This is a genomic window from Pseudoalteromonas luteoviolacea (genome assembly GCF_000814765.1).
Classification (GTDB): Bacteria; Pseudomonadota; Gammaproteobacteria; order Enterobacterales; family Alteromonadaceae; genus Pseudoalteromonas; species Pseudoalteromonas luteoviolacea_H.
This window is the reverse complement of sequence record NZ_JWIC01000003.1, coordinates 424,938-448,094: the sequence shown is the minus strand read 5'-3', so window position 1 is coordinate 448,094 and position 23,157 is coordinate 424,938. Positions and strand designations below refer to the sequence as shown.

The 23,157-nt window shown below is 46.6% G+C and carries 3 protein-coding genes; all 3 read left to right on the top strand.

What is annotated here, in order from left to right:
- Positions 1–5 precede the first annotated feature (5 nt).
- Positions 6–1,118 carry an ACP S-malonyltransferase gene (gene fabD / locus JF50_RS03140; RefSeq protein ID WP_039608028.1) on the top strand — a complete coding sequence of 371 codons (1,113 nt, stop codon included), beginning with the start codon at positions 6–8 and terminating at the stop codon, positions 1,116–1,118.
- A gap of 77 nt (positions 1,119–1,195) precedes the next feature.
- A complete protein-coding gene (locus tag JF50_RS03135; RefSeq protein ID WP_039608027.1) occupies positions 1,196–2,938 on the top strand; it encodes a carbamoyltransferase in 1,743 nt (580 codons plus the stop codon).
- A gap of 81 nt (positions 2,939–3,019) precedes the next feature.
- The gene (locus JF50_RS26890; protein ID WP_039608026.1) at positions 3,020–23,125 is read left to right on the top strand and encodes a non-ribosomal peptide synthetase; all 20,106 of its coding nucleotides are present in this window, start codon (positions 3,020–3,022) and stop codon (positions 23,123–23,125) included.
- Positions 23,126–23,157 lie beyond the last annotated feature (32 nt).

Here is a 23,157-nt window from a genome sequence, read left to right as displayed (position 1 = left end):
CAGATATGAAAACATACATATTTCCGGGACAAGGATCACAATACGTCGGCATGGGCAAACCGCTTTTTGCTGAGTTTCCTGCGTATGTTGAGCAAGCCAGTGACTTACTTGGCTATTCAATCAGCGAGCTGTGCTTGGCAGATCCCAACAAGCAGCTTAATCACACTCAATTTACTCAGCCTGCACTTTATGTCGTCAGTGCCCTCGCTTTTTTACAACAGCAAAAACAACAAGGAACTGCGGACTATTTAGCAGGTCACAGTTTGGGTGAATACGCTGCGCTATTTGCCGCAGGTGCAATCAGTTTTGAAACTGGGTTAAAGCTGGTACAAAAGCGCGGTGAGCTCATGAGCAAAGCAGCCCCCGGCGCCATGGCCGCTGTGCTAAATGTCAGTGAATCGAACTTAAATAACGCACTGGCAGAGAACAACTTAAACACCATTGATATTGCCAATTTGAATGCGCCAGACCAAATCGTGATCTCAGGGCTTGCTGAAGACATTAATCAAAGCCAAGCTTTTATTGAGCAGCTAGGTGGTCGCTTTATCAAACTCAATACCAGTGGCGCCTTTCATTCTCGCTATATGGCCCCTGCGCAAACTGAGTTTGCTGAATTTATTCAAGGCGTTGAGTTTAAAACTCTACAAACACCTGTGATTGCTAATGTCACAGCACTGCCTTATAACCATACGGATATCGCTCAGCACTTAATAGCGCAAATTACCCAGCCTGTGCAGTGGACTAAAAGCGTTGAATACTTGCTCTCACAAGGTGATATGGACTTTGTAGAGCTTGGGCCAAAAAAGGTGCTGACTAAATTAGTGCAAACCATTGAAAAACAGTTTGTGATGCCAGCGCAGTCCAGTGCCGTAAAAACACCATCCAATAATCAAATTAGTGTTACGCCGCAGCAGCAAGTTGCACACTGGAATAACACGTATCCAGTGGGTACCGAGGTGCTTATCAAAGGGCAAACAACACCCTATAAAACCCGTACTCAGGCCACTCTGCAATTTGGCCACCGCCCTACACTTTATTTGCACGGTTTCGGCGGATACTTCCATTTAACTGATTTACGCCCTGCCCAGCAGCACGCGCGCATACCCGCAACGGCTTAAATCCACATGAATACAATCACTGGCCCAAGCAAGGCCATCAACAGAATAAAACTTAACCATAATATTGGACCACATCGATGAAATATTACATTGGCTTAGCCACCTCATTTCACGACCCTGCAATTGCAATCGTTAACGCAAAAGGCGAACTCATTTTTGCTGAAGACGCAGAGCGCTTTTTAGGCTACAAGCGTGGCCTATACTGCTTGCCAGACAACCCTTACTACATTGAAGAAGTACTAAAAACCCACTGCGCCGATTGTACCGAGCTTGTGATTGCCAAAACATGGAGTAAAGGCCGCGAAAAAAGCACCAATATTTTAGAAAATGTGGTTTTAAGTATTTTAGAAACTTTCTCATTTAATATTGACGTCAACACCCGTGATATTAAAGATCAGTTCTACTTTGCTCGTGCTTCTCAGGCAGCGGCTGGCAGAACCCTATCGCGCTTTTTTGAAGCTGGTTGCCGCAATTTTATCGTCGGTAACTACCGAACCAAAAAACCAACGGATGTACGCTATCACGACCACCATTTAACTCACGCGGCCAATGCCTGTTTTAACAGCCCATATGATGACGCGACCTGTATCGTGGTAGATGGCATGGGCGAAAAAAGCAGTATTGCCTATTACACCTACAAACATGGCAAAATTAAACCTGCGCCAATCAAGGTAAAACGCTCATTTAAGAGCTTGGGTTTGTTCTACACCATCATCTGTGAAAACCTCGGTTTTGACCCGCTCAAAGGTGAAGAGTGGAAAGTGATGGGCCTTGCCCCGTACGGTAAAAAAGACCAAAGAGTCTATGATTTACTGCGCTCATCTTTGCAGGTTAAAAACGGTAACTTTGCTGTTCCGAAAAACCTTAATGCCATCATGAAAGAAATCAAAAGCATGGCAAGAGAGCCAGGTGAGTCGGTTGAACGCTATAAAGACTTTGCTTACACAGGTCAGTTGGTGTTTGGTGAGATCTTCATGGATTTAATCAATGCCGCATACGAGTATGCACCGTCTAAAAACCTATGTATTTCAGGTGGCTGCTCACTGAACTCCTCATTTATGGGCACCGCTCTTGAGCGCTCCAAATTTGACAACATCTTTGTGCCTTCAGCCCCTGCTGATGATGGCAATGCCATTGGTGCTGCGTTTTTAAGTTACCAGCAAGACAACCCAACTTGGCAGCCAAGTAAAACCGTGCAATCGCCATACACTGGCTCGACAGTTAAAGAAAAATCGCTGCAAAAGCTGGCGCAATATGGCCACTTAAAAGCCACAGATTACGGCGATGAGGTCTACAAAAAGACCGCTGAATTTTTAGCACAAGGCAAAATCATCGGGTGGGCACAAGGTCGCGCCGAATTTGGTCCGCGCTCTTTAGGTAACCGCTCCATCCTCGCAAACCCATGTTTGCCAGATATGAAAGACACCATCAATGCCCGCGTTAAGTTCCGTGAAGAGTTCAGACCGTTTGCACCGTCGATCTTGCACGAGCACGGCGATGAGTATTTTGAAAACTACCAAGAATCACCTTACATGGAGCGTACTTTGGTCTTTAGAGAAGAAGTACGAGACAAAGTGCCTGCGGTTGTGCACGTCGACAACACAGGTCGTTTGCAGTCAGTAAAAAAAGAGTGGAACGAACCTTACTACAACTTGATCAGCAGCTTTAAAGAGATCACAGGCGTGCCTGTACTACTAAACACCAGCTTCAACATTATGGGTAAACCCATTGTGCATTCTGTTGAAGACATGCTCGCGGTGTTCCTGATGTCAGGCATCGACGTGTTGGTGATTAACAGCACCATTTACGAAAAGAGCTAACAGTAAGTGCCCTAAATCAAGGGTGATTTAGGGCCTTTGCTTTGCACATTATTAGTTACACCCGTTTTACTGAGACAAACCATGAAAAACAAGCAAGATACTACGGCTAACAAACACACATCAGCTCAACAAGAGATTGCCATTGTTGGTATATCGCTACGCTTTCCCGGCGCCAGCAACAAAGAGCAGTTTTGGCACAACTTAGCAAACAAAGTAAGTAGTATCAGTGAGATCCCTGCGGCGCGCTTTCGATGGCAAGATGACTTTGACCCAGCTCCGAAAAAAGACGAACAAAAAATCGTGAGTAAATGGGGCGGATTTATCGACAATATTGACGGTTTTGATGCCGGATTTTTTGCCATATCCCCCAAAGAAGCGCAAAGCATGGACCCACAACAACGCCTGAGCATGGAGCTGGCGTGGCAATGTTTTGAAGATGCGGGTTTGTCTCCAAGCACCTTCAAAAATACCAAAACGGGTGTGTACTTAGGTTGTAGTAATACCGATTATCAAGAGCTTGCCACGGGCAATATCGACCCGCATTTTTTAACGGGCATGTCGACTGGGGTTTTTGCCAATCGCATCTCCCATTATTTTAATTTCCAAGGCCCCAGCGAGACCGTCGATACCGCGTGTTCATCGTCTTTGGTTGCATTGCACAAAGCCATGAACGACTTTAATGCCGGAGAGATCAACGCAGCCTTAGTTGGCGGTGTTAACCTGCTTATCACCAAAAGTCGCTATGTGTCATTCAGTAAGCTCGGAGTATTATCACCAAATGGGCACTGCAAAACGCTAGATGCCAACGCCGATGGCTATGTGCGTGGCGAAGGCGTGGGCATGGTACTGCTGATGCCATTAGAGCGCGCTTTAAAAGAAAACCTTACAGTGTATGGCGTGGTCAAAGGCAGCAGTGTCGGTCATTCAGGTCACACCAATACCCTCACCTCACCCAGTCCTTTTTCGCAATCTCGTGTCATTCAAGAGGCCATCGACAATGCGGGGATCCACAGTGATGATTTATCTTACATTGAGCTACATGGGACAGGCACTCGACTTGGCGACCCAATCGAAATTCAGGGTCTAAAACGCGCTTTTCGTGCCACCAAATCTAAAAAGTCAGACGGAGACTCTACTTGTTATCTCAGTACAGTCAAAACCAATATCGGTCACTTGGAGTCCGCTGCAGGCATAGCGGGTATCATCAAGGTCCTCTTGAGTTTTAAACACCAACAAGTACCGCCGCTACAAAACTTCGAGACATTAAATCCCAAAATCACGCTGGATAAATCACCATTTGCCTTAGCAACTGACTGTGTCCCCTTAGCGCAAAAGCATGTGCTTGCTGGTATTTCATCATTTGGCTTTGCAGGGGTAAACGCCCATGTGATTTTGCAATCACCACCAGCTCAAATAGCAAATACCGTTAGTTTAGATACGCCAGCCGTGATTGTGCTCTCCGCCAAAAAGCCTGAGGCCTTAATGACGCGCGCCAAAGCGCTCAAAGCCTTTATTGAAGCGCAAAACTTAACTGATGATAGCTTGGCCGATTTGGCATTTACCCTACAAGTTGGCCGCGAAAGCATGAGCCAACGCTTGGCTTTTAGTGCCCGCTCAATGGCAGAAGTAACAAAACAGCTTAACTTGTTTATTGAAGGTAAAAACGGCGCTTGGCAGCAAGGTAAAGCAGATAAAGACAACGCGAGTACCTGTATAACAGCAGATAATCAAAACGCCTCAGATGCACTAAGCCAATGGCTATCAGGTGCGACTGTTGATTGGTCAGCACTTTATCCTGATGCTAAACCACAGCGACTTGCCCTGCCCGGTTACCCGTTTAATCCAAAGCCATACTGGATAACCTCAAAAAAAGATGCGCCAACAACCGAGGTTTTACATCCACTCCTGCATAAAGCACTACCTGCTTTTGATGAATTGCTATTTAGCTCGACTTTTACTGGCGACGAATTCTTTTTGGCTGACCACCAAATCAATGGCGAGCGCCTATTACCAGGGGTTTGCACGTTAGAAATGGCCCGTGCAGCCATCGCATTATCCCACAATTTAGATGCGTCCCATGCCATTCAAATCGAAAACGTCAAATGGCTACGCCCTATAAGCATTGAACAAGGGACATCCACTGAGCAAAACACTGTTTATGTATCCCTTTGGCAGTCAGATAGTGCAATGCAATTTGAAGTGTGGCAAAAGCACGAAGGCGAACAACAAGTCTGTGCCTCAGGACAAGTGCAAGTGTCACAGCACAGCGCGCCCGTCACCTTATTTGAATTAACCACCGAGTCTGATCAGCTGCTTACCCCGAGTGACGCTTACGCCACGTTTAAAAACATGGGCATAGACTACGGCACCCGCTTTCAAGGCCTACAGCAGTTAAGTAAACAAGGTACAACAGCAACCGCCAAAGTGGCCGTACCATCATCGTGTAGCCAAGGCTTTGGCCTATCACCAGCCCTCGTCGATGCGGCGTTGCAATCCTTAATCATATTTGCCGACCAATCACACGCAGCCCTGCCATTTGCCACCGAGCAAGTATGTTTTTACAACGCACAACAATTAAGTGCTGCACAGCACACTGAAGTCTGGGTCAAAGCAACGCAAACAAGCACCGATACAGATAACACACAAAAGTTTGATTTGGATATTTGTGATCTCGATGGCAATTTACTTATGGGTATTAAAGGCTTTTCAACTCGAAAAGTATCATTAGATGCTGTCAAACCAAGCACACAAGACTTGCTCACGCTCACACCTTGCTGGCAAGCAGTCACACCCGACTTTGCAACGTCTCCTGAACCGCACGCAGCTTATTTTGGGCCACAGGCATTAAAACCAGATTGGTTAACAGAGAGTAATGACACCAATCAGCTGGTTTGGCTGGCACAAGATGAGTACGCACAGCCACTGGCTTTATTCCAACAACTCAAGCGTATGTTGGCAGACGGGTTTGATGGCAAGCCACTATCAATCACCTTAGTGACAAAACAAACACAAGCCGTTTTTGGCCAAAATGAACAAGTTAACTGTGAAGGTGCTGGCCTAATTGGCCTACTGCAAAGTGTTGCACAGGAATACCCAAGCTGGACGGTGCGCATCATAGATGCAGAGCAACTAGACTCAATCCCAAGTGAATTTACGTTGTTACCTGCGGGTTTATATGCGCATCGCACCGGGCAATACTTTAGCTTTGAGCTGGCGCAGCACACCTATCTAGATGCGACAGCTAACAAGGCGAGTCTGCAAAAACAAGGCACCTATCTCGTACAGGGCGGGGCTGGCGGTCTTGGCCAAGTATGGAGCGAATGGATGATAAAGCACCACGATGCGCAAATCATCTGGCTTGGCCGCCGTGAACTAAATGCTGACATTCAAAGCGATATTGACCGCTTAGCAAAGCTTGGTAAAGCCCCTGTATACATTCAATGTGATGCCAGTGACAAAGATGCGATGGAAAGTGCATATCAAGACATCACCCGTCAATTTGGCAGTTTAAATGGTGTGGTGCATTCAATTTTACACCTAGAAGACCAAACGCTGACAAACATGGGGGAAGCGCAATTTAACCGCAGCTATCACGCCAAACAGCAAACCGGAGAAGTCGCGCTGGAAGTATTCAGCCAAGCAGATTTAGACTTTTTCTTGTTCTTTTCATCCATGCAGTCGTTTTCTCCTGCAGCGGGGCAAAGTAACTATGCCGCAGGGTGTGTATATCTAGATTCACTTGCTCGCACTTACCAACATAAGTGCCCAGTTAAAATCATCAATTGGGGATACTGGGGCTCTGTGGGCGTCGTCCAAGACGAGTACTACCAAAAGAAAATGACGGCTATGGGCATTGGCTCTATCGAGGCAGAACAAGGCATGCAAGCACTAGCCAACTTGATGGGCTCAAACTTAACGCAAGCGGGCGTGCTTAAAATCACACAAGCCGCACTAACCGATACCTTTAAGTTACGGAGCTTTAGTGCACAAGGCGCGCAGCACGCACTCGCCAAGCAAAACTCTAAATATCAAGCGCCTAAGCAAGATAGCAAAGCGCAGGTTGACCTACACCAACTTTGCGCGGCGCTCCACCAAGCTGGCTGGCAACACCCAGCCCAGCGTGAACAAGCCCTTGCCATTTTGCCTGAGTACTTCCGTAAGTGGTGGACAGAGACCGAGCGCTATTTAGAGGCGCACCAGCTAATGCAAAATGGCGTTATTCAACCTGTTGAAGCAACCCATACTTCAACCCCATCAGAGAATCTACTAGATAATTGTTTGGCGAATTTGCCTGCCATTTTAAATGGCGAGATCAAAGCCACAGATGCGCTCTTTCCTAATGCATCTATGGCCTTAGTCGAAGCGGTTTATCAAAATAATCCGGTTGCGGATTATGCAAATGCGGTGTTGATTGAGCAGCTGCAAACCTACTTGGCGACAGCCAACTTGGAATCAATACGCGTGCTTGAAATTGGCGCAGGTACTGGCGGCACGACCCGCTCGGTTTTACCAGCGCTTAAACCGTGGCAAGTCGAAGAATACGCCTATACCGACTTATCTAAAGCATTTTTTAACCATGCCAAGGCGCAGTATCAAACTGATTACCCATTTGTTGATACCAAATACCTAGATATCAGCAAGCCTCTTGCAGGTCAAAATATTGATATCGGCAGCTATGATGTGGTGATTGCCACTAACGTTCTACACGCCACTGCGGATATTAAAAACACCCTGCAAAATGCCAAAGCTTGCTTAAAGCAAGGCGGTGTTTTACTTATCAATGAAGTGGTACACACCTCCTTATTTACACACCTGACATTCGGCTTATTAGAAGGATGGTGGCTAAGCCAAGATACGCACTTGCGCTTAGCAGGCTCGCCGATGTTGTCTATCGAAAACTGGCAACAAGCCCTTTATGAAACTGGATTTGAAAACGCCTTTGCCGCTGGCGATGCAAGCACTCCTCAGCAAGTTTTTTGCGCCCAGAGCGATGGCTTTTCTTTACAAGCAAAAACGCCAACACACACCAAGAACAAAGACAAAAGAGACAACCCCAAAGCAACACAGAGTATGAGCAGTACATCAATACAACAACCACAACACAATACAGATCCCTCTGTGCTGACTGAATTTGTCCACAATGCGCTATTTGACATTGCAAGTGCCGCCCTAGACATGGCTCCTAACGAATTAGACGCAGATGAGTCATTTGCAGACTACGGGGTAGACTCTATTTTAGCCATTCAAATGCTGGATGAGATCAATGCCAAGTTTAACGTAAACTTGCCAGCAACCTTGCTATTTGATTACCCATCAATTGACACATTGAGTGCTTATATCATCGCAGAACATAAAGAGCAGGTAGTAGCGGTAATGCCAGCACAAAGCGACAGCAACGCATCTGAACAAGCGGTTGAAGCGCAGCCAAGTCCTGATAGTACGCACAACTTGCGCAAGCACAGCTCACACAGCAAAGTGGTGCAAGCAGAGCAAGAAAACTTAACAACACAAGCACCTACTCACAGAGGTAAAATCGCCATTGTGGGCATGAGCGGTCAATTTGGTGATGCAGACAACCTCGAAGAGTTTTGGAGCATGCTGGCGGAAAAACACACCTCGGTCAAAGCACAAACACGATGGGATTTATCACGCCTTACTGACAATCAGCAAAGCTGGAGCAAATACGCCAGCTTGCTGAATGACATCAGCCTCTTCGACGCGCCCTTTTTCTCAATTACGCCGCAAGAAGCCATGTACATGGACCCACAGCAAAGACTCTTTTTGCAAGAAGCGTATAAAGCATTAGAAGATGCCAATATGATCACCAAAGTTGCGGGTCAAAATGTCGGCGTATACTTGGGCTGTGCGCAAAGTGATTATGCTGGCTTGGCCGAAGAAGATGCGCCCGCACAAGTGTTTTGGGGCAATGCAGGATCTGTTATCCCAGCTCGTGTTTCTTACTTTTTAAATTTAAAAGGCCCAGCCCTTGCCATAGACACGGCGTGTTCGTCCTCTTTGGTTGCCCTTCACAGTGCGTGCCAAGCTTTAAACAACAATGAGATCAGCAGCGCCCTAGTCGGCGGTGTTGCTACTTTATGCACGCCTAAATTTTCCATTCATGCGGGTAAAGCGGGCATGCTGAGCCCAGATGGTACATGCTATACCTTTGATGATCGTGCTAATGGCTTTGTGCCCGGTGAAGGCGCAGGTGTGCTCGTACTGAAAAAACTTGAAGACGCCGAGCGCGACGGCGACCACATTTACGGTGTGATCCTAGGCTCTGCCACCAATCAAGATGGCACCACCAGCGGGATCACCGCACCGAGTTCTTTATCACAAGAGCAATTGCACCGTGATATTTACGCACGCTTTGATATCGCACCCGACTCAATTCAAATGATAGAAGCCCATGGTACAGGCACAAAACTGGGCGACCCCATTGAGTTTCAGGCGCTGACCCGCGCATTCAGAGCCCACACCGACAGCAACGAGTTTTGTGCGCTGGGCTCGGTCAAAACCAACATCGGCCACTGCCTAACCGCAGCGGGCATTGCAGGGGTGATCAAAGCACTACTTGCCATGAAGCACCGCACTATTCCTGCCTCGCTTCACTATGAGCAAGGCAACAGTCATATCAATTGGCACAACACGCCATTTTTTGTCAACCAAGAAGCCATCGCATGGCAAAGCGACAACGGGCAAAAGCGCCGTGCTGCGGTGAGCTCCTTTAGCTTTAGTGGCACCAACGCCCATGTTGTACTTGAAGAATATTTGCCTCAGCCTATACAGCAGCAAAACACCGTTTCGCTGCCTGTGATCATCACGCTTAGCGCCAAAAGCAAAGAGTCACTCAATGACAAAGCACACGCCTTGAAGTCATGGCTGACACGCAAAAACGTACAAGACAGCGCCCTAACTAGCCTTGCCTTCACGCTACAAAGCGCCCGTGAAGAGATGGACTATCGCATGGCATTTACCGCAAGCACCATTGCAGATGTGCAAGATGGCCTGACGCAATTTATAAACAAGGCGCGTGGTCACTACAAGCAAGGAGAAGTCAAACAAGGTAAAGAAATTTTAAGCGCACTGGATAGCAGTGACTTTATGCGTTGGATAGAACAAGGCGACTTGAACAAGTTGCTGGCGCTTTGGGTTGTTGGTGCTGACATCGATTGGCCTTTATTGTACGCACAGCAAACGCCAGCGCTATTACGTTTACCCACTTATCCGTTCGCTAAAACGTCATTTTGGCTACCAGAAAAAAGTACACATAAATCAGCTGAAAAATGCGAGCCAAGTGCTGCACTCAACTTTAATAGTCCAAGCGCAAACGAGCAAAACACGCAAGCGTTTGAACCTGTACCACACACACCAACTGCACAATCATCCACTGCACCGTCCGCACTGCTCCATTACACTGCAAACTGGGCAGACAAGCCGTTAACTTCTACTGAGCCTGCGACATATCATCGTCAAGTTGTATTGCTTGGTGATGACTTACCGGAAATATACTCGGTATCAAGCACGCGTCTAAGCTGCACAGCCACTGAAACTCAAGCGCAATTAGAAACCTATACAAATGGACTTATCGGCTATTTTAAGCAGCTCGAACTACAGCAAGGCACCATCACCAAAAAGACGCCGAGCAAGTTACTTGTTCAAGTTGTAGTGAAAGACCAAACCTCACTTTTATCTGCACTCAATGGTGTACTGAAAACAGCCGCCATTGAATACAGCAATATTGAGACTCAGCTAATTGCCGTTGATGATACAAATAATTTTGAGCACCTTGTTGAGGATGAAGCAAAAAAACAAGACGCCTGCATACGCTACCAACAAGGACAGCGACAGGTTTTAAGCTTTGACTTGCAAGCCTATCAGCAAGTTGACACCACCACTTTGCCGTGGAAAGAAGATGGTGTGTATGTCATAACAGGCGGCCTTGGCCAGCTTGGTCAAACCTTTGCCAAAGAAATCATTCAACATACTCAACAAGCACATATTGTGTTTGTTGGCCGCCGTGCACACAGTGATGCGATTCAATCACACCTTGATGCACTTGGAGGCGAGCATTCAAGATTGAGCTATGTATCATTAGATATTGCCAATCATGATGACGTCAACGCCCTGTTTGCAAGCCTCAAAGCCAAACATGGTGGTATCACAGGCATAATTCACAGTGCCGGGGTGATCAAAGATCAACTGATAAGCAATAAAACGCCGCAAGAAGTCGCGCAGGTGTTTGCGCCAAAAGTGGCTGGCTTAATCGCGTTAGATGAAGCAAGTAAAACATGTGATTTAGACTTTTTTGTCTGCTTCTCTTCCATTGCGGGTGTATTTGGCAATATGGGACAGGCAGATTATGCCTGCGCTAACGCCTTTATGGACCGCTTTATGGCGGCTCGTCAAACACAAGTATCACAAGGCATGCGCAGCGGTTTGAGCCTGTCGATTAACTGGCCATTGTGGTCAGAAGGCGGCATGCAAGTTGACTCATTAACCACGTCTATTTTGCAATCTCAAGGCATTGAAGTCATGCCGAATGAGGCAGGTATCGACGCGTTCTATCGTATTTTTACCTTGCATAACATCCCTACTCAGCACTGTTTTTTATATGGCGATGCCAGCAAATTAACACAGCTTTGGCACAGGCCTAGCACCACAACTGAGCGCATCAACACAGGCTCTATTGAGGGTGGAAAAAGCCACGCCCAGATCCGCGACCACGTTAAGTCAATTATTACCGACATCACTAGAATCGATGTGCAAGACTTAGACGATGAGGTTGATTTTAAAGACATGGGCTTTGACTCCATCATGCTGATGTCTGTGGTGCAAAGGCTTGAGTCTGATACGTTTTTGAACATTGAAACTTTACCACCCGCACTGCTTTTTGAGATAAGCACCATCAATGAGTTATGTGACTATTTGGCTGCGCACCAATTGCCAACGCAAGTGGATGAGCCTTTGGCTCAAAGCACGCCAGCCAGTGCAAATTTACATGGGCCTATGCCACTGTCAAAAGCTCAGCAAGGTCTGTGGTTACTACACAAGCAAAACCCGCAGCTAAGCACTTACCACGTACCAATGGTTTTTGAAGTCAATGACTTAAATGTGGACTGCATGCAGGCTGCGCTTAACTGGCTCAGCCAAAAACACCCCATTTTGTCGGTGCAGCTTGCAGAAGTAGAAGGCTTACCTCAACAAAAAATCACAGGGCTTACGCCCACACTGGTACAAAATCACACGCCAGTGTCGTCAAAATCAGCCTTGATTGATTTGATCCAAGCTGACATCAAGCTGCCATTCGCGATGACACAATCACACTCAGCACACAGCCCGCTGCTGTGGCGCGCAACACATTGGCAAATAAACGGCCAGCTCGATGTAATGGTTTTAGTATTCCATCACCTCATCATTGACGGTGTCTCTGCGACCCTATTGCTTGAACAATTATGGCAAACTTACCACGCTTTGGTCGCCAATGAGCCGCTAGAGCAAGCTCAACCAGATACTGGCTTTTTCACCTACCTTGAGTGGGAAAAGCAGATGCTCAACAGCGAACAAAGCACACAGCTAACACATTATTGGCAAACACAGTTGCAAGGTGTTGAGTCTGAGCTCGTGCTGGCAGGCAAGCAAGAAAAGCAACATGCGAACAAGCAAGCAAAACGACTTGAACTGGCAATGAATAGCAACCAAGTGCAGCGTATTCACCAATTTTGCAGTCGCAATAAGATAAACCCTGCCGCGTTTTTCTTATCTGCGTTTCAAACCCTGTTGAGTGCCAAAACGCAGCGTGGCGACTTCACCTTGGGTGTGCCAGTGCTGCACCGCCCAACCAGTGATATGGCCAATTCATTAGGCTTGTTTGTAAACCAGCTGCCACTTAGGGCTTCTGTCAATCAGTCGCACTCATTCTCGCAATTGGCCCTACAAAACCAACACCAGCTAGGCGAGCTTATAAAGCACAGTGGCTATCCATTTGCTGAAATCGTCCGCGCAACAGGTGCGAAACGCGCGATGCACAGCCATCCGATTTTCCAAATCGGGTTTGCCTACCATAACTTCTTAAAACCAGATTGGGTTGAGTCTAATCAAGACTTAGTAAACGCCATTTGGCCTGAATGTGTGCAGGAGCCTGAACTAGATTTAAGCTTGGAAGTCACCCCTTTATCACACAGCTTTAAAGTTGCATTTAAATTTGATGAAACCGTCTACCCTTCAGCAATTATTGATGCATTGGCTAAAGACTATGCAACTTTAATTGATGACGTGATGTTTGCAGGCGAGCAAGCACTTGGCAGCTTACCAGTCTTTATTAATGTACAAACACAACCAGCAGCTCAACCGACCCTAGTCGATTTGTTTGAAGCACAAGCCGCTACGCACCCAGAACGCATTGCGGTTTGCTTTGGTATGCAGTCAATCAATTACCGTCAGCTCAACGACAAAGCCAATCAATTTGCAAACACGCTCTTAAATCACCCTGAATTTAAGCAAGGCACTGAAAACCTTATTGCGCTATGTGCCAAACCCTCTATTGAATTAATCGTCGCGATACTGGGTATTTTAAAATCAGGTGCAGCCTATGTACCCCTTGATCCCAACTCACCTGCGGCGCGCATTCAACATATTTTAGAAGACGCCAAACCAAGCATGTTAGTACTTGGCACAGAGATGCAGCATGCAGGGGCCTACCAGCACCATCAAGTGATTAACTTGCAAGCTGCCCTTGCAACTACTGTTCAGGTTGCCAATATCAATCACGCATCTGCATCCAACTTGGCGTACATCATTTATACATCGGGCTCAACGGGCAAGCCAAAAGGCGTCTTGGTTGAGCATCACAATGTATGCAGCTTGTTTAACAACACCCAATCGTTATTTGGTTTTAACGAGCAAGACACTTGGTGTTTATTCCACTCTTATGCCTTTGATTTTTCGGTGTGGGAAATTTGGGGCGCGCTACTACACGGTGGCAAACTGTTGATCCCTGATGAGCTTACTCGCAAAGAGTCTGTGCGTTTTGCCAAGTTTGTCATCGATAACCAAGTGACTATTTTGAACCAAACGCCATCGGCATTTTACCCACTGATGGATAGCTTACTGGCAAGCCCACACAATGCACTGCGTAAAGTGATATTTGGTGGTGAAGCACTCGATGTGAGCAAACTGGCTCCTTGGTTTGAGCAAGCACAGCCACACGCTGAGCTTGTGAACATGTATGGCATTACTGAAACCACGGTACATGTGACCGAAGTCACCATAAATGCGAGCATGGCCTATGACGTACAAGCGCGCAGTATCATAGGCCGTGCCCTACCCGGCTACGAAGTATTGTTGTTAGATGAACAATTCAAACCAGTTCAAGCAGGCCAAGTCGGTGAGATTTTTGTCGCTGGCTGTGGCGTGACTCGAGGCTATCACAATCAACCGGCTCTGACTGATGCACGCTTTATTACTCACAGCGCTGGCAAACGCCTTTACCGCTCAGGTGATTTGGCCCGCTTCAATGAGTCTGGTTTACTGGAATACATGGGCCGAGCCGATGACCAAGTTCAGATCCGTGGTCACCGCATTGAGCTTGGTGAAGTCCAACACGCACTGCAATCACTGAGCTACATCACAGACGCCTATGTCACTAGCGCACAAAAGCAACGTGGCCAAGTATTGGTCGCCTATATCATTGCCCCTGATGCGCCATCGACCGCGAAGATCCGCACCGATTTACTGAGCAAACTGCCTGAATATATGATACCTGCTTATTTTGTATTGGTGCCCCATTTCCCGATTACTTCAAACGGTAAGATTGATAAACAAGCATTATCAAAGCAGTTACCATTTGTGCCGTCACACACGGCAATGTTAGACACAAAATCTAACGCCAGCACCCTCACTGCAACACCTAAACTGACTGATCAATCAGCGCTCAAAGCAGCGGTGACGCAAATTTGGCAGCAAGTCTTAGAAGTCGACCACATCGCCTCCAACGTGCCATTTTTTGAAGCCGGCGGTGATTCACTGCTGGCCAATGTGCTCACTGCTAAGTTCAAATCACAGTTAGATGTTGAGTTTCCGCTCACGCAGATTTTTCAATCTAGCACCATAGATGCGATGACAGACTTTATCGCCCAAGCGCAAAGTACGCATACGCAAGCGCCTGCTCAAGAGATAACAAGCGATGCAGCTAATAGCAATTCTCACAATCAAGATAATAGCACTCAAGATATCGCATTGATCGGCCTGTCTTGCCAGTACCCTGATTCGCAGAACCACACCGAGTTTTGGGATAATTTGGTCAACGAAAAAGACTTACTCAAACGACTCAGTGAGTCTACCGAGCAAGGCGATATTACCTGGCTCGACTCTTGGGTTGAGGGCCAAGACCAATTTGACCCAGAGTTTTTCAATATCTCTGAGAAGAACGCCAAAACAATGAGCTACTCGCAACGTCAATTGCTACTGCATGCGTGGAAAGCCATTGAAGATGCAGGCTACTGCGCTGAAAACATGCCAAATACGGGCGTGTATGTGTCATCCTCTGGTGCGGATAACCCAGATTTAAACCTGCAAGACAAGTTTAAAGATGGTCAGTTTATTTTAAATGCACAAGACTATGTGGCTTCGACCATTAATCAACCTGGTACACTGCCAACCACCATTTCATATCACCTTGGTTTTACTGGCCCAAGCTTGTTTGTTCATTCAAACTGCTCATCGTCTATGTCTGCCATCTCACTAGCATGCAGTGCACTAAAAGCTGGCGAGATTGATTACGCCATTGTCGGCGCAGCTTGCCTTTATCCGCAACGTTACACCGGATATGAATACGAGAAAGGGCTCAACTTTGCAGGCGATGCGCGCTGTAAGGTGTTTGATGAACAAGCCGACGGTATGATTGGCGGCAGCGGCGTGTCTGTGATTGTATTAAAACGCGCCGATGATGCAGTCAATGACGCTGATAACATCTACAGCCTCATTCGTGGTATTAAAGTAAATAACGACGGCAAAGACAAAGCGGGCTTTTTCGCTCCGGGCACCAAAGGCCAAATGCACGTCATTGAGCAAACTTTAAAAGCGTCAGACATCTCGCCAGCTTCAATCAGCTATGTGGAAGCCCATGGTACCGGCACTGCCCTTGGTGACCCCATTGAGTTTTCATCTTTGCAGCAGGTCTATCAGCAATATAGCGGCGACAAACAGTTTTGCGGTTTAGGCGCGGTTAAATCTAACCTAGGTCATACCGATACGTTGGCGGGCCTCACTGGCTTGATTAAAACATCGCTGGCGCTGTATCACAAAAAGCTGCCAGCCTCATTGCATTACAATAATGCTAATCCGCACGTAGATTTAGCAAATTCCCCCTTTTATGTGGTCGATAGCACACGAGATTGGCACACACCGCTACTACCAAGGCGCGCAGCTGTGAGCTCTTTTGGCATTGGCGGCACCAATGCCCATGCCGTGTTAGAAGAAGCCAATGACATCGAGCATCACGAGCTTGAAAGCCAGCTGATAAATACACCGGCCATTATTGTGCTCTCTGCACACACGCAAGCGGTATTAGACAAACAAGTCGCGCAATTACACGACTATTTAGCTGCTAATAACTTAACTGAGCAAGACCTAAGAAGACTGGCTTATACCTTGCAAACTGGCCGTACGGTGATGTCAATTCGCACTGGGTTTGTCGTCAGCTCTATTGCTGAGCTGAAATCAAAACTCGCTGAATACGTGCCAACAGCCACAACTAAGCCAACACACTCAATTGATTTAGAGCGTGCGTTAAAGCTTTTAGATCATCAAGAGATCTTAGCCCACTGGGTAGAAACCGGTTTCACAAACTGGGACTTTATCTATCAAGGTGCAAAGCTGCCAAAGCTCAGCTTGCCTACTTATCCGTTTGCACTTAAAACCATTGTTCTTGGCGATGCACAAACCGTGCAAGTACCTAAAGTGGGTGATGATGAACAGGCTAAAGTGACGCTGAAAGCCCCTGTTTGGGTCAAAGAAGCCCAAACCGCAAACCAAGCTCATGTGACAGCCGCGCATGCTGAAAACCACCTTGTTTTGTGTAACTGCACTGCAAGTACACAATTCAGTGAACTGCCAGATACGCAAATACATACATTGCACAGTGAACACTTCGCGATTGAGCAAAAAATTGCAGACTATGGCTTTCAACTGGTTGAGCTTATCAAACACTTAGCAAAGGCCAAAAAGCAGATAATACTGCAACTGGTCATTGGCGACACTGCATCCGCCGATACTCAAGCGAACCTCTATACTTGCTTCCATGCATTATTAAAAACAGCCAGCCTAGAGCACAAAACACTGCAAACCCAATTGTCGGTGTTAGACACAGAAGTGATAGACAGTGAAGTTGCGAAGATGCTCCGCGCCGAACAAAGTGGCTTTGATGCTAAATTTGTTCGTTACACCAAGGGTGAGCGTGAAGTATTAACCTATCAAGCAATTACACCAGCTGAGCCAAAAATGCCGTTTAAAGCAAATGGCGTTTACCTCATCACAGGTGGTTTTGGTGGCATAGGTCAGCACTTTATCAAGGCGATCAGTGCACAGCCATTTAATAAAACCATTGTCGTGGCAGGTCGTAAACCGCAAAGCCATCCTGAAGTGCAAAAGCAGTTAGTGGCACTGAGCACATCAAATACCCAATTGCAGTACCAAAGCGTGGATGTTTCACACAAAATGAATGTGCTTTTAATGGTCCGTGACATCCTTGCCAAACATGGTTCGCTGTGCGGTGTTATTCACGCGGCAGGCATTGTTAAAGACACGCTTTTAAGCAAAAAAGATAAACACAGCTTTTCGCAAGTGCTAGCCCCTAAAGTTTCGGGCGTGGTTGCATTGGATGAAGCCACTCAAGATTTGGCATTGGACTTTTTTGTCTGTTTTTCTGGGCTAAGTGGCGTAAATGGAGCTTTGACGCAGGTCGACTATGCCACTGCCAATGCCTTCTTAGATAGCTATATGCACTACCGCACTGGACTGCAACAACGCGGTGAACGCCAAGGTATGAGCGCCAGTATCGACTGGCCGTATTGGCAAGATGGCGGCATGAAGATCAATCCTGATTTTAAAGACCTGCTGGCACAAACTGGTTTTACACCTATGCCGACACGCACAGGTATTGATGCATTTTACAGTGCGCTACAACACCCTCAAACGCTCGTTGAATATACGAAAACGGCGCAGCCAGCCAATGCTAGCAGTACGCCCAATGCACACCAGTTTGACAATATCGAGGCACTCACTGCTGAGCTAAAAACGGGCTTAAGCGGCATTGCCGCTGACATTTTAGGAGTGGATGCCAACGAGCTTGATCCTGATACAGACTTAGGTGACTTTGGCGCAGATTCTATCGCTTTTATCACCTTTATCAACCAAGTGAACGCCAAATACCAACTAACGCTGTCGCCGAGCGTGCTGTTTATGCACTCTACTTTAAACAGTATTTTGACCCATATTTTGGACGAACACAGCGATAAATTGGTTGGGAACAACTCAGATCATACTGAGCTTCAAAAGACCCAAGTTACTGAACAGAAGAATGAAATGGATGATCGCATCGCGATCATTGGGATCAGCGCACAATTTCCACAAGCAAATAACATTGATGCATTTTGGCAAAACCTCGCCAATCAAACAGACTGTGTAACTGAATTTGACTGGGCAAGTGAAAATACTGATACCCGTTCACAACAACCATTACCAAAAGATATTAATTGGCTTGGCCGTCTTGAGCGAAACCAACGCTTTGATCCGCTATTTTTCAATATAGCTCCTGCTGAAAGTGACCGTATTAAGCTCCAAGAAAGCTTGCTAATGTCACATGTTTGGCAATGTATTGAAGATGCAGGCTATGATCCAAAATCCTTAGCTGGCACCAATACTGGGCTATTCATTGGCTGTCAGGCTGGATATCACGAGGGCTTAATCACCTCCTCTGCCTATGCGCCAAATCGAATGAGTTACTTCTTAGATTTACACGGTCCTAGTGAAGGCGTTGATACTACCTGTTCGTCTTCTCTCGTTGCTATCCACAAGGCGGTACAAGCCATTCAAAATGGTGAATGTGATCAGGCCATCGTAGGCGGTGTGAATGTCATTGATTCACCCAGTGCATCAATTGCCATGCATAACATTGGCGCGCTCTCACCCACAGGGCGTTGTCGCACTTTCTCGGCAGATGCCGACGGTATTGTGCGCGGCGAAGGTGTGGGCATGATCTTTATTAAAAAACTAAGTGAGTCTGAGCGTGATAAAGATCACATCTATGGGACGATTTTAGGCTCCGCCATTAATCACGGCGGCAAGTCTCAAGGCTTTACGGTCCCCAATGCAAAAGCGCAAACTCGCCTGCTGGACAAAGCATGGCAAGATGCGGGCGTTGACCCAAGCACGCTCAGCTACATTGAGTGCCATGGTACCGGCACCTCGCTTGGCGATCCTGTTGAGCTCGATGCTCTCAAGACCGCGTATAAAAAAATCAGCGCGGCGACAAGTAACGCGCAAACCTGTGCGCTGGGCTCAGTGAAAAGTAATATCGGTCACCTTGAAATTGCCGCAGGTATTGCTGGAGTGATCAAGGTATTGTTACAGCTTAAACACCAAACTTTAGTGCCATCACTCCATGTAGATGAGCTCAACCCATACTTAGGCCTTGAGCACTCACCATTTAAAGTACAAACAGAGATGACTCCTTGGCAAAGTGAGCAACCACGCCGTGCTGGGGTGAGCTCATTTGGTATCAGTGGCGTAAACGCCCATATCGTACTTGAGGAATACAGTAAACAGCCTGTCGTCGAGGCCACAGCAGCGGATACTGAATCTGCCATCGTGCTTTCAGCTACCAGCCAATCGGCGCTAGAAGCAAAAGTTAAGGCGTTCAATGCCTATCTTGAGCAGCAACCGACTGTGCCTTTCGAGTCCCTCGTTTATACACTGCAATTAGGCAGGACGGCGCACAAATACCGCACAGGCTGGACTGTTTCCTCTGTTGCAGCTTTAAAGCAAAAACTCAGCACTGAGCTTGAAAGCAATACTTTAATGATTAAAAAGGTGCCAAGCACAAAAGCTGAGGCGATTACGGATAACGATGTGTTAAAGCTTGCACACAATCCAGCGGCTCTACTGCGCTTTTGGCTTGAAGGTCACACAATCAATTGGTCTGCGCTGTATAAAACACCGGTGCAAAAAGTCAGCTTGCCAAGTACACCGTTTTTAAACACAAAGCCGCCTGCGGCACCTTGGTTACTGCTAGAGAATCAATGGCAAGCTATGCCACTGAGTTGCCCGCTAGATTGGCAAGCACAGCTACAACCGCTGCTTGCCAACAAAAAAGGGCTTATCGTTGCAAAGGATAAGCAAAGCGCTGAGCCACTGCGTGCTAAGCTCAACGGCTGTGACGTGGATATTGTACATTTTTCAGAGCTCGAAACTTTTGTATTTAACCAAGATACGTTACCTAGCTTTGTTTACTTCATTGCCGAGCAAGCAGAAACAAAACCTGCGAATATAAAGCCTCTGTACGAATTTATACAGGCGATTGCCAAGTTTGATAAACACGCGATGCAGATGTTTTACGCTTTGCCAAATAGCCAAATTAATAGCAGTTATGAAGACATCAGCGCACTGCTCAGAAGCTACACCATGCGCAACCCTGCCCATGTTTGGAGTCTTATTGAGTTTGCTGATAACGGCTCAGAGTGGGCTGAGAAATTACTGCAAGAGCTGGTATGCCCAAGCTTAAACAACGACGTGATTCAACCTAACCAAGTGAAGTATCAAGACCAATCTCGCTTTGGCTTAGCACTGCACAAAGCGGCTTTACCTGCAAATAATTCTGCGCTCTGTGCAAACAACTTTAAACAACACGGGGTGTATTTGATTGCTGGCGCTCTGGGCGAGTTAGGCATGGCACTGTGCGAGCAGTTATTAACGCAATTTAACGCCACACTTATCTTACTTGGTAGACGCAAAGAGGCGCAATGTATTGACTCACTCAATCAACTAAAAATATCTCAACAAGGTCAAGTCCATTACTTGAGTGCAGATGTCGCTTGCGAGCAAAGCCTTCAAGAGGTTCAAAAGTACATGGATCAACATAGCTTGCAGCTAAATGGCATATTGCATTTAGGTACCGCCTTTAAAGAAGATGAAAACAACTGGGCTGACTTTGAACAAGCGATGCAAGTCAAAGTACAAGGCTCAATCAATCTGGACAAGGTATTTGCACATACCGACCTTGATTTGTTTGTGATGTTCTCATCCATGGCGGTATTTGGCAGTTTAAATCACCTATCCTATTCATACGGCAATGGCTTTCAAAACGCATTTGCCCACGCCCGTCAACAACAAGTACTGGCAGGTGAAAGGCATGGTAAATCACTGGCCATAAATTGGGGATACTGGCATTCGGACGACCCTGTTAAAAGCATTGAAAATGGCTTTGCCGAGAAAAAAGGCTATCAGCTTATCACCATGCCTGAAGCGTTTAGCTTAATGCAACACTTGTTGAGCAACGAGGTCACAAATATGGGCGCTTTACTGAGCGCATCGCCTGATAAAATCTATCAGAATATCTCGCGCATAATGAGTCGCGAGGTTGCGCCCGCTGACACGGTCACACACTTATCAGATACAAAGATTGAAGTAGTGAACAGTGCTGATATACGAGGTGCAGTGATCCAAATCGTCAGCAATGTGATTGGCATTTCAACAGATGAATTAGACCTAGAGTGTGACCTATACGAATATGGCTTTGACTCAATTTCTTTACTGAAAACCTTTCAGCAATTAAAAGAGCAGCTTAACATTGAACTACAGGCAGATGCGTTTAAAAACATGAATACCATAGCGGCATTCATTGAAGACATTGAAAAGCTCTATGCTGTGCAGCAAACAGATAGCCAAAGTGAAGATAGCCAGCAAAAGCCTGACTTTATTTTAGACGCGGGCTTCACTCCAACAGCGAATACTACTGGGCTAACAAAAGCCTATGAAGGCGACGTAAAATCAGTGCTACTCACTGGCGCAACAGGCTTTTTAGGCAGCCATATTCTTCAGCAATTAATGGATGAGACAGATGCCACCATCTACTGCATCGTCAGAGCAAGTTCATTAAATGAGGCCAAGCAACGTATTGACAAAGCAGCAAAAAGCTACCAGCTCTCCCCTGATATGAGTCGCATCGTGCCCATGCTTGGAGATATGGAAAAGCCCCAGCTTGGTTTGTCTGATGACGATTGGCAAAGCTTGTGCGAACATGTGCAGCACATAGTTCACACGGCTTCTTACGTGAATCATATTCAGCCTTACTTTGCATTTAAAAAGTCAGTGGCGGGCACCAATCAGCTGTTACAAATGGCCACGACAAAATCGCTCAAAATGATGCACTTTGTCTCGAGCACGACCGCCAGTACACAAGTCAAAAATTCGCACTTTTCAGTGAACCCCATCGAAGACTTTATTGACGTCACTGATGCTGAGCTCATTTGTAGTGGCTACGGTCAATCTAAATGGGTGCAAGAGGAGAATATCCGCCAAGCTTCAGAGTGTGGTGTGCCCTACACCATTTATCGCTTTGCGCAGATCTCCGGGTCCTCACAAACTGGCATTGGCAACACCGATGATATTTTCCACCGAATTTTAAAAATGATGATGCGAACGACTGTACAGCCCTCAGATGTTCCGTATTTACTGGATATTATTCCGGTTGATAAAGCCGCTGCCGCCATCGTACTTGGCATGAATGATGAACAAAAACGCAATACGGTCTTTCATGTGGCAAACAAAACGCCACTGCCTGTCACGCAGTTTTACGACATGGCAAAAAACCAAGGCTTGCACTTTGAGCAAGGCGAAAAGCATGCGTTTATTGAGTCATGCAAACACTATATCGAACACGCAACAGAGGGTAACATCCAAGTCATTATGGATGGCTTACTCACGCAGCGTCCAGGATATGATGAATATTTGTTTGAAGCGTACCTAATGCCCATGGCACCGTACGACAAAGACAATTATTTAGCGCTGGTAGATCAATACCAAGTTGGATTAGATGACTGGGAGGCGCTGTTTAACACCTACTTTAAACAGTGGCGAGCAGACCCGCACTATCAAGTTATTTGGCAAGCGGCTGAACTCCCCTCCCATTAATATAAATGCTCAAAGTCGCTAGTTTATTTGTG